Source organism: Mesorhizobium sp. WSM4814 (genome assembly GCF_055811595.1).
This window is the reverse complement of the sequence record NZ_JBVVQT010000003.1, coordinates 435,858-450,125: the sequence shown is the minus strand read 5'-3', so window position 1 is coordinate 450,125 and position 14,268 is coordinate 435,858. Positions and strand designations below refer to the sequence as shown.

Genomic DNA, 14,268 nt, shown 5'->3' with positions numbered 1-14,268 from the left:
TCTGCCTGTCTCGTGGGCTCGTAGTTGGTTATAAGCGACAGGATTACGGGAGGTGGGGCAGCAGGCTCGTCCGCGACCGGTTTGACCACTTTCCTGGCGGCCACCGGTTTGGGAGCCGGGTTGACGACCTTCCGCGGCGCCGCGGCTCTGCGAACGACCTTCGGCGCCGGCGCGGGCGTCGCCATCAGCGGCGTCGGTTGAAGGGGTGGCCAGGATGTGCAGCCCATGATCCCCGCCAAGGCGATGGACAGAGTTATCCCGATTGTTGCCTGCTTCCGATTTCTGCCCACCATTGCCTCCATGTTGATCAGAACAAATCCCGACGCGGATTGGCTTGTTCCCAGACCGCCCTCGCCACTTTGACCAGTTGCTTGTCGACAGAACCGCTCAACGGAATCTTCGACTTGAGTTCCCCACGCAGCTGCTTCAACGCCGCCGCTTTCGGCTTGGCCCCGAATTGCGCCAACGTCGCCCGGGCGTCAGGCAGCTCATTGCGAAGATCGAGCGCAACTGTGAATGCCAGGAAACGCACGGCGACGGCCTGGTCGGCCTTGTCGCCCTTTTGCATCTCGAGGGCCGCGCGATCATAGGCGCCGGACTGGTCACCGCGCGAGGTTGCCAGTTCAAACAGACGTTGGGCTTCATCAAGGTCCTGCTCCACGCCAACGCCATCACGGTACATGCGCGCAAGACTGCCCGGCGCATAGGGCTGGCCGAGGTCCATGGCCTTCTGAAAAAGCGCCAGCGCAGCCTTCGGATCCTTCTCGACGCCGCGGCCGCTGAGGTAATTGCGACCGAGCAAGTTCATCGAATACATGTCCTGGCGCTGGACGCCGGCCTCCAGGAAGGCAACGGCACGGGCCTGATCGGCGGGCACGCCGTTGCGGCCTTCGGTGAAGATCGCGCCGAGATCGTTCATGGCATAGGTGTGCCCCATCGCGGCCGCCTTGAGCAGCAGGTCCAGCCCCTTGCCGGTGTCGCGCTCGACGCCGTAGCCATGGAACAAGGCACGGCCCCACGACGTCATCCCGTAGGGATCGCCCTTGTCGGCCGCAGCGGCGTAGAAGGTGTTGGCCTGCTTGCGGTCGGCAGCCAAGCCAGTTCCTGTCGCATGGAGGTAGCCGAGCTCGAACACAGCGCGCACGTGCCCCCTGTCGGCGGCCTGCTGTATGGCTTTCCTGGCCTGGTCGACCTTGCCGGCTGCAAGCAGCGCGCGTCCCAGTTCATAACGGAAGCGGGCGACATCGGGATACGCCTTCACCGCAGCCTCGCACAGCTTTACCGCGTCGGCGCCGATTTCATTTGGCAGCAGGCCGGGGACGACGCCTTGAAGGTCGAGAGGTTCGCCGGCAGCCAGATCGCACGGATCGACGCTTGGCGACAGTTTCATACTGGCGGGTTTGGCTGCGCCGCTGTCCGCCCGAATTTCGAAGGCGATCTCGACCGGTGCGCTGGCTCCGATCTGGGGTTCATAGCGCAGCCCCTCGACTTCGCCGACCGTCAAGCTCGATTCGGGCGACAAGGTGCGATCCGGCAGCGAGAGTGTTCCCGTTGCCGGATAGTTTGTGACTTTCAGGCTGACCGCCGCATCGTCTGTCGGGACATCGAGGTTCAGGGCAACGGCGCCAACGCCGACCGGAACGTCGACGTCCCGGTTCTCGATCGCCTCGGCCGCACCGGTGACATGAATGCCGCGCTGCAGCACCTGCTGCTTCTGCTCGGCCTCGAGCGCGGCCATCACCTGTTCGCCCTCGGCTCCTTCGCCACTCTTGACCCGGAACACCAGCATGCCCTTGGCTTCGCCGCCCCAACTGTCGCGTGCGGCGTAGGCCAGCATATCCATCTCTTCCGGCTCGCCAGTTCCCTTGGGGACATCCAACTGTAAACGCGGCAGATCCTTGCCCTGGATCAGGTCTCCCGCCTCGATGACCTTGCCGTCCAGCATCAGGCGTCCCAAGGCGGGTGGTCTTTCGATGCTGACGGTTATTGTCCCGCCATCGACCTGGACCGGTTCCGGGAGGTCCAGATCGATGGGGCCTGCCCCGGACAGCACGACTTTCTCCAATACCGGCGGCAGCGATGGGCGGCTGATGCGACGCATCAGAACGACTTCGTCGATCAGCGACGAGTTCTCCCAGGGAACCTGCAGGCCCTTGGTAACCTCAACCACATCCCGGCGGACGGCCGACATGACCGTGCGGATCTCCTGGTTCGGGGCGAGCGCGCGACGAGAAAACGCCGATGAGAAAGGACTGAGGTCGCCGGCGCCGTCATAGGCGACCGCGCCGGGTTCGGTGGCGAAAGCAATCAGCGTATTCAGTGAGCTTCTTACTTGCGCAAGTCCGGTGCCGCTGGCAGTAAGAAGCTGGTCCCTGAGCCAATAGTCCTTGCGAGGGAATGGATTGTTGCGGCAGGCATCGAGGATGATCACCTGAATCTTCGATTTCGAACGCATCTGCTGCAGCACATCGTTCAGCTTGATTGCCTGGACCTCGACGTCCGCCGCATCTTTCAACGAGGCATCGACAGGGATCAGGAAATTTTCGCCGCCGATCTGAAAGCCGTGGCCGGAATAGTAGACGACAGCCACATCCGCGCCGTCCACGGCGGCAAGATAGTTGCGGAACTGATCTTCAAATTGCAGCTTTGTAAGATTGCTCGCGACGAAAACATCAAAACCAGCCGCTCGAAACGTGTTGGACACGTCCACCACATCTTTGGCCGGGTTCTTGAGGGCCGAGATTTCCTGGTAATCGGAGTTGCCGATTACAAAGGCGACCCTTCGTTCGACTGCAGAAGCGTCGAAAGTCGTGACGCTTGCGAGCATCAAGGCCGCAACGAAGCCGCAACGTCGGAGCATGGCAAATCCCTTAACCGTCGTTACCTGGCGACCACAAGAACACAGCTTGCAGTGCCAAGGTCCGTTAGAGAGCATGCTATCTGCCGAGACAGAAAAGAGAGAAAAGCCGTCGCGACAGCGGTATATTCCTCACTTGATCGATCCCTAAATTACATCAGAGCCCGACTGTCCGCAATGAGCGTCAAACGGATTCTCAACCTGGCTATTTGCTCGTGGTCGATACGGTCCCCTCGGACCAGGCGCGGCCGGCATACCCTTGACTTGCGCACGCATCACGCGTCAGGGCGCCTGAGGTTTTCCACTGCTAATGTCGGCCTGCCCCTGATTTTTACTAGCCACCATTTCCGCGACTCAATTAGCGTCTGCTTATGGAGCATCGGCACGCCATTCGACGGATCAAGGAAGGGCTTTGGGAGGTCTATGACATAGACGACAATAGGGTTGTCTTCGCAGACGGGGTGGCTCTGACAAATTTGCAGGATGAGGAGGCACTCGACGCCCTGGAGTTGCTAAAAAGTGGATTCCTGGTTCCGAGCAGCGCTCCCGCGAGATGGGGCACTGAAGGCGGATAGCCGGCACGCAAAAGCGCCGCCGCTTGGCGGGCTCCTGGATGCGTTCGCTCATCGACATCTGCCATCTATTTCGGGCACGTCGCAGCCGCGATGCAGAAGCTGTGGATCAAGTCGCGAGGCTCGGCGCGCCGCAGCATGGCAAAGCGAAAAATTCTCCTTCGTTTGATTGATGCCGGAACAGTGCTCCGTCCGTAAGTTCGTGCTATATATTAGCAGGAGCTGTTATGAGGTTTTTGCCCGTTCAGGAACCGACCAACACATGGGCCGTGTTCGATACGACCGTGGATGTGCCGGCGCACTTCGCTGGTATTTGCCTTATCGGCTTGCCGCGGGAGCGGGCGGAGTGGCTCGCAGCAAGGGCCAATCAAGATGCGTTGGCAAGAAGCAGCAGGATCGGCCGGCTCTCGTCTCCGGAGACTGAGCACGCCGTGCTTCCCATACGCAAATGCCAGAAATCGCTTACGTCAGCAGGAGAAATTTCAACGACGGACGAAGAGGCCGCTGCGTTGGCAGCCGGGTACCAGCAGCCACCGTAAGTCCGATATCACCAGCGATACAGCCATTGGTTCTGGCAAGACCATCCAGCTTGCCCGGTTCCTGCCGGAAAGATCGCGGTTATTGCTGATCCGGCATCTCGGTATTCTCTTGGGGGTTCTTTTCGATGCCCGCGGCAGGCGAGGTGTCGGCCGGGGCGTTCCCACCCTGGTTTTGCTCCTGGGCTCTTTCGAGTGGCGAGGTGCGCCAGCCCATATCGGCATACAAAAAGCCGATGAGAAAGCCGACGATGATGATCGCTGCTATCACCAGCGAAAGTATGGCGTTACGTCGCTCCATGTCCGGCTCCTTCCTGCGAGCCGAACAGCCAGTATCGAAAATGGTTCCCATCCAGCGGCAGGTCGTGGAACTTCGCACCGTGCCGGCGGTTGACACGCAGGGCTGCGAGCGGTGAACGAAGCCTCCGTTGTTTCCGTCGCAGCAGGAAGGAGACACCATGACCAACAAGAATACCACATCGAAGCCGGCCATCCGGCAGGCAGATGCCGCCGGCTTGCGACGTCCAAGCCGGGACGCTGACGATACGGATGCGGGAGCGAAGCCACCAACGCCGAAAAGCGCGGGAACATCGAACCCCTCGACCGCTCCGCTGGACAATCCGGTGGCCAACCGCAATGCCGGCCGGCCGCGCCAGCAAGGCGCCACGCCGCGACCGACCGAAAAGCCGCTGGACTGAAGGGCAAACGAGCTAGGACGTCGGGACCAATTCCGCCAAGGCTGTGAGAATGGCCGCCTGATCTGCCGGCTTGCGAACAAATCTAGCGTTGGCGAACGCGGATGGAACATCGCGCGGCCCAAAGCCGGTCAGGCACGCGAACGGAATATGGCGGATTTTTAGTTCTTCTGCGATCGCCAGGCTCGTTTCGCCATGCAGTTGAACATCCAGCAGCGCCACGTCGACAGGATTTTCGCCGATAAGACGAAGGGCCGCCGCCACCGAAGGGGCCGGGCCGATCACCTGATGTCCCGAATCGCGCAGACAAGCAGCGATGTCCTCGGCGATGAGCCATTCATCCTCGACCACCAGAACGCGCAGCGGGTCGGTCACGGCGTCTCCTTGCGCAGCATCGGGAATGTGATCTGGACCTCAAGACCGTCACGGTTGAAGGTGGTCTCGACGTTTCCGCCCAGCCGGTAGCCGATCTCGCCCTGCAACAGCGAAAGCCCGAAGCCGTTAATTTCGGGCTTTCTGACCGGCGGCCCACCTCTCTCGCGCCAGGCAAGCGTGAAAACATCGCCCTCGCCGGACCATTTCAGAACGACCCTGCCCTCGGGCTTCGACAGCGCGCCATATTTGGCGGCGTTGGTCGCCAGTTCATGAATGGCCATGCTAAGGGAAAGGCCCTGTTGCGGGCTAAGCTTCACTTCAGCGCCGTCAAGTTCGAACCGGTCAATGCTGAAAGGTTCGAGCTCCTGATGCAGCAGTTCGTTGATCGAAGCTTCTTTCCAGCGCTCCTTCGACAGCAGACCGTAAGCCCGCGACATGGCGTGCAGGCGACCGATCAGCGCTTCGGCGAACTCTTCCTTCGATTCCGAACTTTCACGGGTGCGGTTGGCGATGCTGGCGACCACCGCCAGCATGTTCTTGACGCGGTGGTTCAGCTCCGAAATGAGCACCCGGTTTTGCTCTTCCGTCTCGGCCAATGTGGTGACATCGACCAGCGTGACCACGACGCCCTGGATCCTGTCGTCCTTGTCGCGATACGGATTGATGCGAACCATATAAAACCGGCCCTGGTTGTCGCGCGCCAGATGATGGTTCAGGGTCTCTCCGGTTTCGAAGACGGCATCGATATGCGGTTTCAGCTCGGGATAGTCGAGCTGGCTCGAAAGCTCGGTCAGCGGCCGGCCGACGTCGGAGGGACGCAGGCTGAAGAAGGACGAGGCCGGCGGAGTAAAGGTCCGCACCACCAGATTGCGATCGAGGAAAATGGTTGCGATCTTCGTGCTCTCGAACAGATTGCGCAAATCGCTGTTGGCGTGGTCGAGTTCTTCTATCTTGCTGGTCAGCTCCGAATTGATGGTGTTGAGCTCCTCGTTGAGCGACTGCATCTCCTCCTTCGAGGCCTCAAGCTCCTCATTGGTCGACTGCGCCTCCTCGTTGACGGAGACCAGTTCCTCGTTCGAGGATTTCACTTCTTCCAGTGCGGTTTCGTACTCCTCGATCGTCGATTGCAGTCGCTCCCGCGTTTCGCGCAGCTCCCGCTCGAGATCGGCAGTGCCTTCGCTGCTACGGTTTTCGGGCCCAACATCGGACCGCGCCTGCACCGGCCCCGTCGGTTCGAACAGGACGAGATAAAGCCGTTCGCCCTTGCCGCGTTCCGCCAGGGGCTCGACAGTGAGTTTGATCGACTGGGCCTGTTCGTCGTCCTCGTCGACGACGACATTTTCCCGCACGACAGTGCGGCGCGTCGTGGCGGCTTCCCGCAACGCTGCGCGCAGGTCGAGCCTTAGGCCGGCGCGGGCCAAAGTCAGCACCTGCCGGCTCGGAATGCCTTGCGGCGCCTCGAGATAGCTGCCGGTCCGCGCCGAATAGTAGACGACGTCACCGTCGCCATTCACCACGACATGCGGTGGCGCGAAACGCTCCAGCACTTGTGCCTCGACCGCCTGTCGAAGCGGATAGCTGGCGGTTCGCTTGTTCGGCCCCGTTCCTTCAGGCAGGAAGGCGCCTGAACGGCCATCGCCGATCAGCATCGGCAGCCTAATGTGTGGCGAGGCATGTTCCCGCGCCTGAAAAATGCGCTGCTTCTTGTCGACAGTGGCGAAGAGGTTGTCGTGCTGGCCGACGCTTTCGGACGTGCCGAGGAAAAGATAACCGCCCGGCTTCAACGCGTAGTGGAAGATCGGAATCACCCGGTTCTGGATGTCCGAGCCGAAATAGATCAGCAGGTTGCGGCATGAAACCATGTCCATGCGTGAAAACGGCGGGTCGCGGACGATGCTGTGAGGGGAAAAGACGCACAGCTCCCGGACCTCGTTGGCAAGCACGTAACTCTCGCCGTCGCTGCTGAAAAAGCGCTGCTTGCGTTCGGGCGAAACCCCCTGCAACAACGCCGCCGGGTAACGCGCAACGCGCGCCACCGCAAGTGCGGGCTCATCGATGTCGGTCGCAAATATCTGGACGCGTGGCACAACCGAAAGCGTCTCCATGTGTTCGCGCAACAGCATGCCGATCGAGAACACCTCCTCGCCGGTGGCGCAGCCAGGCACCCAGATCCTGACGGCGTCGCTGGCGGTCTTGCCCTCGAACAGCTGCGGTACGACCTTCTCCTCGAGCAGCTTGAACGCGTCGGGATCACGGAAAAAATCGGTGACGTTGATCAAAAGGTCACGAAAAAGGTTCGCCACCTCGCGAGGGTCCTTCTTCAGCCATTCAACATACTCTTCAATGGAATCAAGCTGTCCGATTTGCATGCGCCGCTTGATGCGCCGCAGGAACGTCTTGGTCTTGTAGCCTGAGAAATCGTGGCCGGATTGGCCCTGCAGAATGCCGTAGATCTCGTCGCGGAGCCGACCCAGTTCTGCCGTCTCGTGCTCGCCGCCTCCGGCAACCCCGTTCAGCATGTCGAAGCTGCGGGCGAACCCCTCGAGCTTCGCGCCGATCTCCTCCGCCGGCGCCGCAATGTCGATCAGCCCGCTGGAGATCGCACTTTTCGGCATGTCCGGATTGCGCGGACCGTAGCCGTCGGGAGCCTGGGCGACCGTCAGCCCGCCACGCTCCTTGATCGCCTTGGCGCCAAGCGTGCCATCGGAATCGCCGCCCGACAAAATGACGCCAACGGCATATTCGCCCTGATCCTCCGCCAACGCGCTAAAAAAGATATCGATCGGCTTGCGCTCGCGGCTGAGCACGTTGGATGGCCGCAGGTGCAGCACTCCCCGCTCGATCGTGAGAACGACGTTTTGCGGCATCACATAGACGTGGTCGGACAGGACAGTGGTGCTGTCCTCGACGACGACAACCGGGAGTTGCGTGTAACGTCCGACGACCTCATGAAGCAGGCTTTCGCGCTCGGGGCTGAGATGGGTGACGATGACGAACGCCATGCCGGGCTGGCCGGTGATGCCTTTGAACAGGCCCTCCATTGCAGGAATGCCGCCGGCCGACGCGCCGACGCCCACAATTGGAAATCTCTTCACCTGAGATGTCACCGCAAGCCCTCGGTTGAACAGCCTAGACGACAAGGCCGCCAAATCGACCCAAAGCCCACGACCGGGCTGAACGCAACGCCCAGCATATAACGTGCGCGTGGGCCGGAACAAGTCCGTGCAGACGGCGTTAAAGTCGGGATTATTGTGGAACTCCAATGTCAAAGCGCACACCTGAGCTGAAGCTGACAAGACGAGCGTCGTTGCGCTTCGAGGATCTGCTGAGTTTGCCGGGAAACGAATCCATTCCGCCGCGCATGCTTGTTTTGGCGAAGCGATTGCAGGCAGCCTTGCAGGAAGATTCCGAACAGGCCCGTGCGGACACTTGCAAATCCCGCTCGAAGAAAGGGCGATGAGGTGCGCGATCTCCGAGGAGTGCGCATCCTGATTGTCGAAGACGATTGGGTATTGGCCGGCGATCTTGCGAGATATTTCGGCAATATGGGCGCGGTCGTCCTTGGCCCTGCGGCGACGGTCGAACACGCCTCCATGCATACCGAGGTGGCTGAGGCCGCGATCCTCGACGTCAATCTCAACGGCCGGCGGGTGTTTCCGATCGCCGACGAACTGATGCGCCGCGGCGTTCCCTTCGTCTTTTTCAGCGGTGACGAGGACATCGTCATTCCCGAACGTCTCCGCCACGCCAGCAATCTTCGAAAATCGTCGGATAGCTACGCCGTCTTCGACGCCTTGTTCCCTCCGGAAAAATCCGCCTTTGCCGGTCGCCCTGCCGTGAACTTGTCGGACAACGTGTTTTCACTTCTGCCGAAGCTCAGGCTCGCGGCGCGGCTGCTTCTGGGCGACGTCGGTGCTTCCGATCGGCTGGTCGAGCGAACACTGGAGCGCGCCATCGGCGACATCGACAGGCGGCGGCCCGGTGTATCGACCGAAGACTGGCTGAACGGCATCATGCGAAACATTGCCGGATCGGGCGGAACCAGCCTGCTGCACTGAGATTGGTTTTCTAACAGTCTGAAAAGTAGGCGAAAACAGCCATCTATAGTTAAGTCCTCTATCAGAACGAGAGGCGCGCCTAAGAGCTACCCGACAGCGCTGAGTAGCAGCTTCCTCAGCCGTTCTTGCGGTCGATGAATTTGTTGAACCGGCTGTTTTTTCCGGAGCCGGTTTCGTCCTGGTAAAGGAAAGTCAGATCGTTCTCGTCGAAGATCCGGAAGAACTCATCCCATTCGATGGGTTCGAGCTTCTCCTCGGGCTCGCCAAAATCGATCCGCAAGATGCCGCCCTCGCCCCTGGTTCGTACAACCGCCGGTCGGCCACCACGATCTTCGGCCCATTGGCGGATCTCGTCATGATTGGTGGTTGTCTTCGATTCAGACATTGGAACCTCCTTTGATCCAGACCTTGCAGGCGTGTGGCTGGCTTGCGCCCACGGGCCGCCCACGGACCGGATGACCGCCCCTAACACCAAAGAAGCTGCAATGTTCCAGCGCATCGCCCAAGGCTCGTTCGCCATGCGTTCACCTCAGGTTGCAGCCTCGCCAAAACCATCTTTGTTGAAGCAGAGGGAACAAACCTTTTGCCAAACAGTTCGGGGCGCCAAGGCCAACTGCGTAAGGAGTTGTCGTGAAACGCATACTGGTTACAGGAGGGTGCGGTTTCATCGGCCGCCACGTCGTCCAGGAACTCATTGAACATGGTTACTCTGTCTGCATTCTCGATGCGCTGCTGGAACAGGTGCACGGCAGCGAGGCGATCAGCCTGCCGGCAGGAGCCGAACTGATCAAAGGCGACGTTCGCGATGGCGCCGCCGTCGCCGAGGCGCTGCAGGGCGTCGACGCCACCGTTCATCTCGCCGCCGAGGTCGGCGTCGGCCAGTCCATGTACGAGATCGCCCGCTATGTCGGCGCCAACGACCTCGGCACCGCCACCCTGCTCGAGGCACTGATCAAGCATCCGGTCGAGAGGATCGTCGTCGCCTCCTCGATGAGCGTCTACGGCGAGGGTCTCTACGCCACGCCAGGCGGTCGGCGCGTCGACAATGCACGGCGGCAGGCCAGCGACGTCAAGAGCGGCCAATGGAATCCGCTGTCGGCGGCGGATGAAAGCCTGTCGCCGCTGCCGACAGACGAGGAAAAGCCGGTCGACCTCGCCTCGATCTATGCGCTGACGAAATATGCCCAGGAGCGCGCCGTGCTGATCTTCGGCGATGCCTATGGCGTCGATGCGGTGGCGCTGCGCCTGTTCAACGTGTTCGGCGCCGGACAGGCGCTGTCAAATCCTTACACCGGCGTTCTGGCGAATTTCGCTTCCCGCCTCGCCAACGGCCAGCGGCCGATGATTTTCGAAGATGGCGAGCAGAAACGCGATTTCGTGCATGTGCGCGACGTCGCCCGCGCTTTCCGCCTGGCGCTGGAACAACGCCAGGCGCGCGGCCACGTCATCAACATCGGCAGCGGACGCGCCTATGCGATCAGCGAGGTCGCCCGGCTGCTCGCCGACGCCATGGGTGTGCCGGACCATCGGCCTGATATCCTCGGCAAGGCGCGCGCCGGCGATATCCGCAATTGCTTCGCCGATATCTCGAAGGCGCGCGAACTGCTCGGTTTCGAGCCCCTGCACCGGCTGGAGGATTCACTCGACGAGTTCGTCGCATGGGTGCGCAACACGGTCGCCATCGACCGCGGCGCCGACATGAAACGGGAACTCGAAGAGCGAGGACTGGTGTCATGAGGCCGGACGGTTTTCGTGAAGCGCCGGTGGCTATCGTCGGCGGCAGCGGCTTCATCGGCTCTAACCTCGCCGACAGCCTGTTGTCGGATGGGGTGCCAGTGCTGGTCATCGACAATCTCAGCCGCCCGGGCGTCGATCAGAACCTGGCCTGGCTGGCGCAGAAGCACGGCAATCAACTTGCCGTGGAAACCGCCGATGTCCGGGACGCAGACGTGCTGGCGCCGCTTTTGGTGCATGCCAGGGCGATATTCCATCTCGCCGCGCAGACCGCCGTCACCACGAGCCTCGTCCAGCCAAGCGAAGATTTCGACATCAATCTTCGCGGAACCTTCAACGTCCTGGAAGCGGCTCGCCGCAGCGGCAGACGCATTCCCGTGATCTTCGCCAGCACCAACAAGGTCTATGGCGGCCTGCCCGACGTCACAGTGCGCGAAGAGGACGATCGGTGCGTGCCCTGCGATGCCGGCATCAGCGCCAACGGCATAGACGAGGCCTGCGGCCTGGATTTCTGCACCCCCTATGGCTGCTCCAAAGGCGCGGCCGACCAATATGTGCTCGATTATGCCAAGTCGTACAATCTGCCGACCGCGGTCCTGCGCATGAGCTGCATCTACGGGCCGCGCCAGTTCGGCACGGAGGACCAGGGCTGGGTCGCCCATTTTCTGCTCAGCGCGCTTTCCGGCCGGCCGATCACGATCTACGGCAACGGCAAGCAGGTGCGCGATATCCTTCATGTCAGCGACGCCGTTGCGGCCTATCGCGGGGTACTTGCCCGGATCGACGACATCAAGGGCCAGGCATTCAATCTCGGTGGCGGACCGGGCAACGCCGTCAGCCTGCGCATGCTGATCGAGGAGATCGGCGAGCTGACCGGGCGGAACCTCGCGATCCGCTACGACCGGGAACGCACCGGCGACCAACCTTTCTTTGTCGCCGATACCCGCAAGTTAGAAGCGACGCTCGACTGGAAAGCGCATGTCTCCTGGCGCGACGGCGTCCGCGATCTCGCCGACTGGCTCCGGCGTCATCGCCTCGAGCCTGAACCAGCGAGGTACGTGGCATGAAAGTCGCCCTGGTCAATCCGTTCTGGACCTACGAGGACAGCATCTATTTCGGCTGCCGCCAGCCACATCTGCCGCTGGAATTGGGCTACTCGAAAGCCTCGCTGGAGGCCGACGGCCATCAGGTGCTGATGCTGGACGGGCAAATCCAGAAGCTCGACAACGCGGCACTTGCCGATCGCGTCGCCGCTTTCGCACCGGCCATGACCGTCGTCAGCACGGCGCCGACCTATTTGTTTTGGCGCTGCGCGCCGCCCGAGCTGCGTGTACCCGCCGACTTCCTCAACCGCCTCGCCGGGCACGGCGGCCGCACAGTGGCTGTCGGGCCGCACGGCTCGGCAACGCCGGCGCCGACGCTGCGCAAGCTGGGCGTCGATGTCGTCGTGCGCGGCGAATGCGAAGAGGTCGTCGCAGAACTCGCCCGCGGTGACGATTGGAGCGCCGTGCCCCACACCGCCCACCTCGACGAGGGAAAACTTGTCGGCAATGGCGGCGTCAACACCAGTTCGTTTGTCGATCATCCGCCGCTCAGCTGGCCGTCCGATTGGATAGCCGCGCATTCGCACCATCACCACCGATTCGATGACAATCAGCTGGGTTTCGGCGCGGAGGTCGAGGCATCTCGCGGCTGCCCCTACAATTGCAGCTTCTGCGCCAAGATGGATTTCCGCGACGCCTACCGCCGCAGGAGCCACGATGCGATCATCGCTGAAATCGATCGGCTGATCTGGCAAGGCGTCGGCTACATCTATTTTATCGACGAGATATTCCTGCCGCAGAAGGCGCTGCTGGAGGCACTGGTCGATCGCGACGTCAAGTTCGGCGTGCAGACCCGCATCGATCTTTGGAAGCCGGAGCTCCTGGAATTGCTTGGTGCGGCCGGCTGCGTTTCGATCGAAGCCGGCCTTGAAAGCCTGACGGTGGAAGGCCGGGCCATGCTGGCAAAGCGTTGCCGGCTGGGCACCGAGGAACTGGCCGCTTTGCTGGTCGATGCACGACGTCACGTTCCGTTCGTCCAAGCCAATCTGATCGGCGTCGTCGAGGACGATCCGGCTCTGGTCGACCACTGGCGCAAGCACCTCATCGACCGCGGCGTGTGGGCCAACGAGCCGGTGCCGCTCTATCCCTATCCCAGTTCGCCCAGCTATCGCGAGCTTTGGGGCGAGCCCGACGATCTCGCCTGGGAGCGCGCCCACGAGCATTATCTGGCCTCGTTCCGGACGTTCAGCGATATCCAGGAGAAGCGCCCCCGCGCGCTGGCCGAGTTGGAGGCGACATGTTGCAGTCACTGATCCGCCGACCGCGGCGAATCCTGATGACCGTCGATGCCGTCGGCGGCGTCTGGCGCTACGCGCTTGATCTGGCGCGGGAGTTGGCTCATGGCGGCGACAGCATCGTGCTCGCCGGGCTGGGCCCGGAACCGTCGGAGGAGCAGGCGAAGGAGGCACAGGCTTTCGCCGGCCTGGCGTGGCTCAAGACACCGCCGGACTGGATGACCCGCAATGAGGACGATCTGGAAATGTTGCCGCAGGAACTGCGCGCGCTCGTTGGCGATTACGCGATCGACCTCGTCCATCTCAACGCGCCGACGCAGGCGGTGGGACTTGATCTGCCCTGCCCGGTCGTGGCGGTCTCGCACTCATGCGTCGTGACCTGGCTCCACGCCGTCAGGGGGCGGGCTGCGGACGGCGAATGGGCCTGGCAGAAGGACCGCAACAGACGCGGCTTCGATTGGGCCAATGCGGTAGTCGCACCCAGCCGCAGCCATGCCGACATGCTCGAGGCCTGCTACGGGCCGATCGCCCGCCTGAGCGTTGTCAGCAACGGCACACGGCCGGGTCCAGAGGCAGAGCGACGCGAACCGGTGGTTCTCGCCGCCGCGCGCTGGTGGGACGAAGGAAAGAACGCAGCTACGCTGGACCAGGCAGCAGCGCTGACGAAATGGCCAGTCTTCGCTGCCGGGCCGATCGAGGGCGGCGATGGCCAACGTGTCAATTTCAGCAATGTCGTTGCTCTGGGCCCGGTCTGCCACGACGAGGTGCGTCGCTTGATGGCGCGGGCCGGCATCTTCGTATCGCCCTCCATTTATGAACCATTTGGCCTTGCCGCACTGGAGGCAGCGACGTCGGCGACACCTTTGGTGCTTGCCGACATCCCGAACTATCGCGAATTGTGGAATGGCGCGGCTTTGTTCTACGACGTCCACGATCCAGGCGATCTCGCCAGGTGCGTCGATTGTCTCTCTGACGATGCCCAACACAGGCGCCGGCTCGGCGAAGCCGCCGCACGCCGAGCGCGCAAGTTTTCACCAGCAAGGCAGGCGGCGGCCATGCACGACATCTACGATCGGGCCGCCCTGGCCGTTGCGGAACGCTGA

Annotated in this window: 12 protein-coding genes; 7 read left to right on the top strand and 5 right to left on the bottom strand. The window is 62.0% G+C overall.

Features of this window, described 5'->3' with window-relative positions; all coding sequences use genetic code 11:
- Window positions 1-307: 307 nt before the first annotated feature.
- Entirely contained in the window at window positions 308-2,860 is a 2,553-nt protein-coding gene (locus AC0L2V_RS08455) for a caspase family protein (protein ID WP_473519883.1), read from the bottom strand.
- A 1,187-nt stretch (window positions 2,861-4,047) separates the two neighbouring features.
- Window positions 4,048-4,317 carry a hypothetical protein gene (locus tag AC0L2V_RS08450; RefSeq protein WP_287217046.1) on the bottom strand — a complete coding sequence of 90 codons (270 nt, stop codon included), beginning with the start codon at window positions 4,315-4,317 and terminating at the stop codon, window positions 4,048-4,050.
- Between the two features lie 106 nt (window positions 4,318-4,423).
- Here AC0L2V_RS08450 and AC0L2V_RS08445 point away from each other — a divergent pair, with 106 nt between their 5' ends.
- A complete protein-coding gene (locus tag AC0L2V_RS08445) occupies window positions 4,424-4,663 on the top strand; it encodes a hypothetical protein (protein ID WP_473516940.1) in 240 nt (79 codons plus the stop codon).
- 12 nt (window positions 4,664-4,675) lie between these two features.
- On the opposite strand, the gene AC0L2V_RS08440 is transcribed toward AC0L2V_RS08445, so the two are convergent.
- Window positions 4,676-5,035: a response regulator gene (locus AC0L2V_RS08440; RefSeq protein WP_473516941.1), complete on the bottom strand. Its 360-nt coding sequence runs from the start codon at window positions 5,033-5,035 to the stop codon at window positions 4,676-4,678.
- The gene (locus tag AC0L2V_RS08435; RefSeq protein ID WP_473519882.1) at window positions 5,032-8,130 is read right to left on the bottom strand and encodes a CheR family methyltransferase; all 3,099 of its coding nucleotides are present in this window, start codon (window positions 8,128-8,130) and stop codon (window positions 5,032-5,034) included. The genes AC0L2V_RS08440 and AC0L2V_RS08435 overlap by 4 nt, the downstream gene beginning before the upstream one ends.
- Before the next feature lie 167 nt (window positions 8,131-8,297).
- Between AC0L2V_RS08435 and AC0L2V_RS08430 the strand changes: the two genes are divergently transcribed.
- Together AC0L2V_RS08430 and AC0L2V_RS08425 are read left to right on the top strand one after the other, a co-directional pair.
- The gene (locus tag AC0L2V_RS08430) at window positions 8,298-8,495 is read left to right on the top strand and encodes a hypothetical protein (RefSeq protein WP_288141940.1); all 198 of its coding nucleotides are present in this window, start codon (window positions 8,298-8,300) and stop codon (window positions 8,493-8,495) included.
- A 1-nt stretch (window position 8,496) separates the two neighbouring features.
- Window positions 8,497-9,093, top strand: a complete 597-nt coding sequence (locus tag AC0L2V_RS08425) for a response regulator (RefSeq protein WP_473519881.1) — start codon at window positions 8,497-8,499, stop codon at window positions 9,091-9,093.
- A 115-nt stretch (window positions 9,094-9,208) separates the two neighbouring features.
- Here AC0L2V_RS08425 and AC0L2V_RS08420 read toward each other — a convergent pair whose 3' ends face one another.
- Window positions 9,209-9,478, bottom strand: coding sequence for a hypothetical protein (locus AC0L2V_RS08420; RefSeq protein WP_027153502.1), 270 nt, complete (start codon window positions 9,476-9,478; stop codon window positions 9,209-9,211).
- 245 nt (window positions 9,479-9,723) lie between these two features.
- On the opposite strand from AC0L2V_RS08420, the gene AC0L2V_RS08415 reads away from it, so the two are divergent.
- From AC0L2V_RS08415 to AC0L2V_RS08400, 4 genes are read left to right on the top strand one after another with little or no spacing between them, the layout of a single operon-like run.
- Entirely contained in the window at window positions 9,724-10,830 is a 1,107-nt protein-coding gene (locus tag AC0L2V_RS08415) for an NAD-dependent epimerase/dehydratase family protein (RefSeq protein ID WP_473519880.1), read from the top strand.
- Entirely contained in the window at window positions 10,827-11,894 is a 1,068-nt protein-coding gene (locus AC0L2V_RS08410; protein ID WP_473519879.1) for an NAD-dependent epimerase/dehydratase family protein, read from the top strand. Before AC0L2V_RS08415 ends, AC0L2V_RS08410 begins: the two co-directional genes overlap by 4 nt.
- On the top strand, window positions 11,891-13,183 hold the full coding sequence (locus AC0L2V_RS08405) for a TIGR04295 family B12-binding domain-containing radical SAM protein (RefSeq protein ID WP_473519878.1): 1,293 nt from the start codon (window positions 11,891-11,893) through the stop codon (window positions 13,181-13,183). The genes AC0L2V_RS08410 and AC0L2V_RS08405 overlap by 4 nt, the downstream gene beginning before the upstream one ends.
- A gap of 23 nt (window positions 13,184-13,206) precedes the next feature.
- Window positions 13,207-14,268: a glycosyltransferase family 4 protein gene (locus tag AC0L2V_RS08400; protein WP_473519877.1), complete on the top strand. Its 1,062-nt coding sequence runs from the start codon at window positions 13,207-13,209 to the stop codon at window positions 14,266-14,268.

What these genes read in the sequence shown, in the direction of transcription:
- AC0L2V_RS08455 (WP_473519883.1), bottom strand. Translation starts at nt 2,860, where the DNA reads ATGCTCCGACGTTGCGGCTTCGTTGCGGCCTTGATGCTCGCAAGCGTC.
- AC0L2V_RS08450 (WP_287217046.1), bottom strand. Translation starts at nt 4,317, where the DNA reads ATGGGAACCATTTTCGATACTGGCTGTTCGGCTCGCAGGAAGGAGCCG.
- AC0L2V_RS08445 (WP_473516940.1), top strand. Translation starts at nt 4,424, where the DNA reads ATGACCAACAAGAATACCACATCGAAGCCGGCCATCCGGCAGGCAGAT.
- AC0L2V_RS08430 (WP_288141940.1), top strand. Translation starts at nt 8,298, where the DNA reads ATGTCAAAGCGCACACCTGAGCTGAAGCTGACAAGACGAGCGTCGTTG.
- AC0L2V_RS08420 (WP_027153502.1), bottom strand. Translation starts at nt 9,478, where the DNA reads ATGTCTGAATCGAAGACAACCACCAATCATGACGAGATCCGCCAATGG.
- AC0L2V_RS08410 (WP_473519879.1), top strand. Translation starts at nt 10,827, where the DNA reads ATGAGGCCGGACGGTTTTCGTGAAGCGCCGGTGGCTATCGTCGGCGGC.
- AC0L2V_RS08405 (WP_473519878.1), top strand. Translation starts at nt 11,891, where the DNA reads ATGAAAGTCGCCCTGGTCAATCCGTTCTGGACCTACGAGGACAGCATC.
- AC0L2V_RS08400 (WP_473519877.1), top strand. Translation starts at nt 13,207, where the DNA reads ATGACCGTCGATGCCGTCGGCGGCGTCTGGCGCTACGCGCTTGATCTG.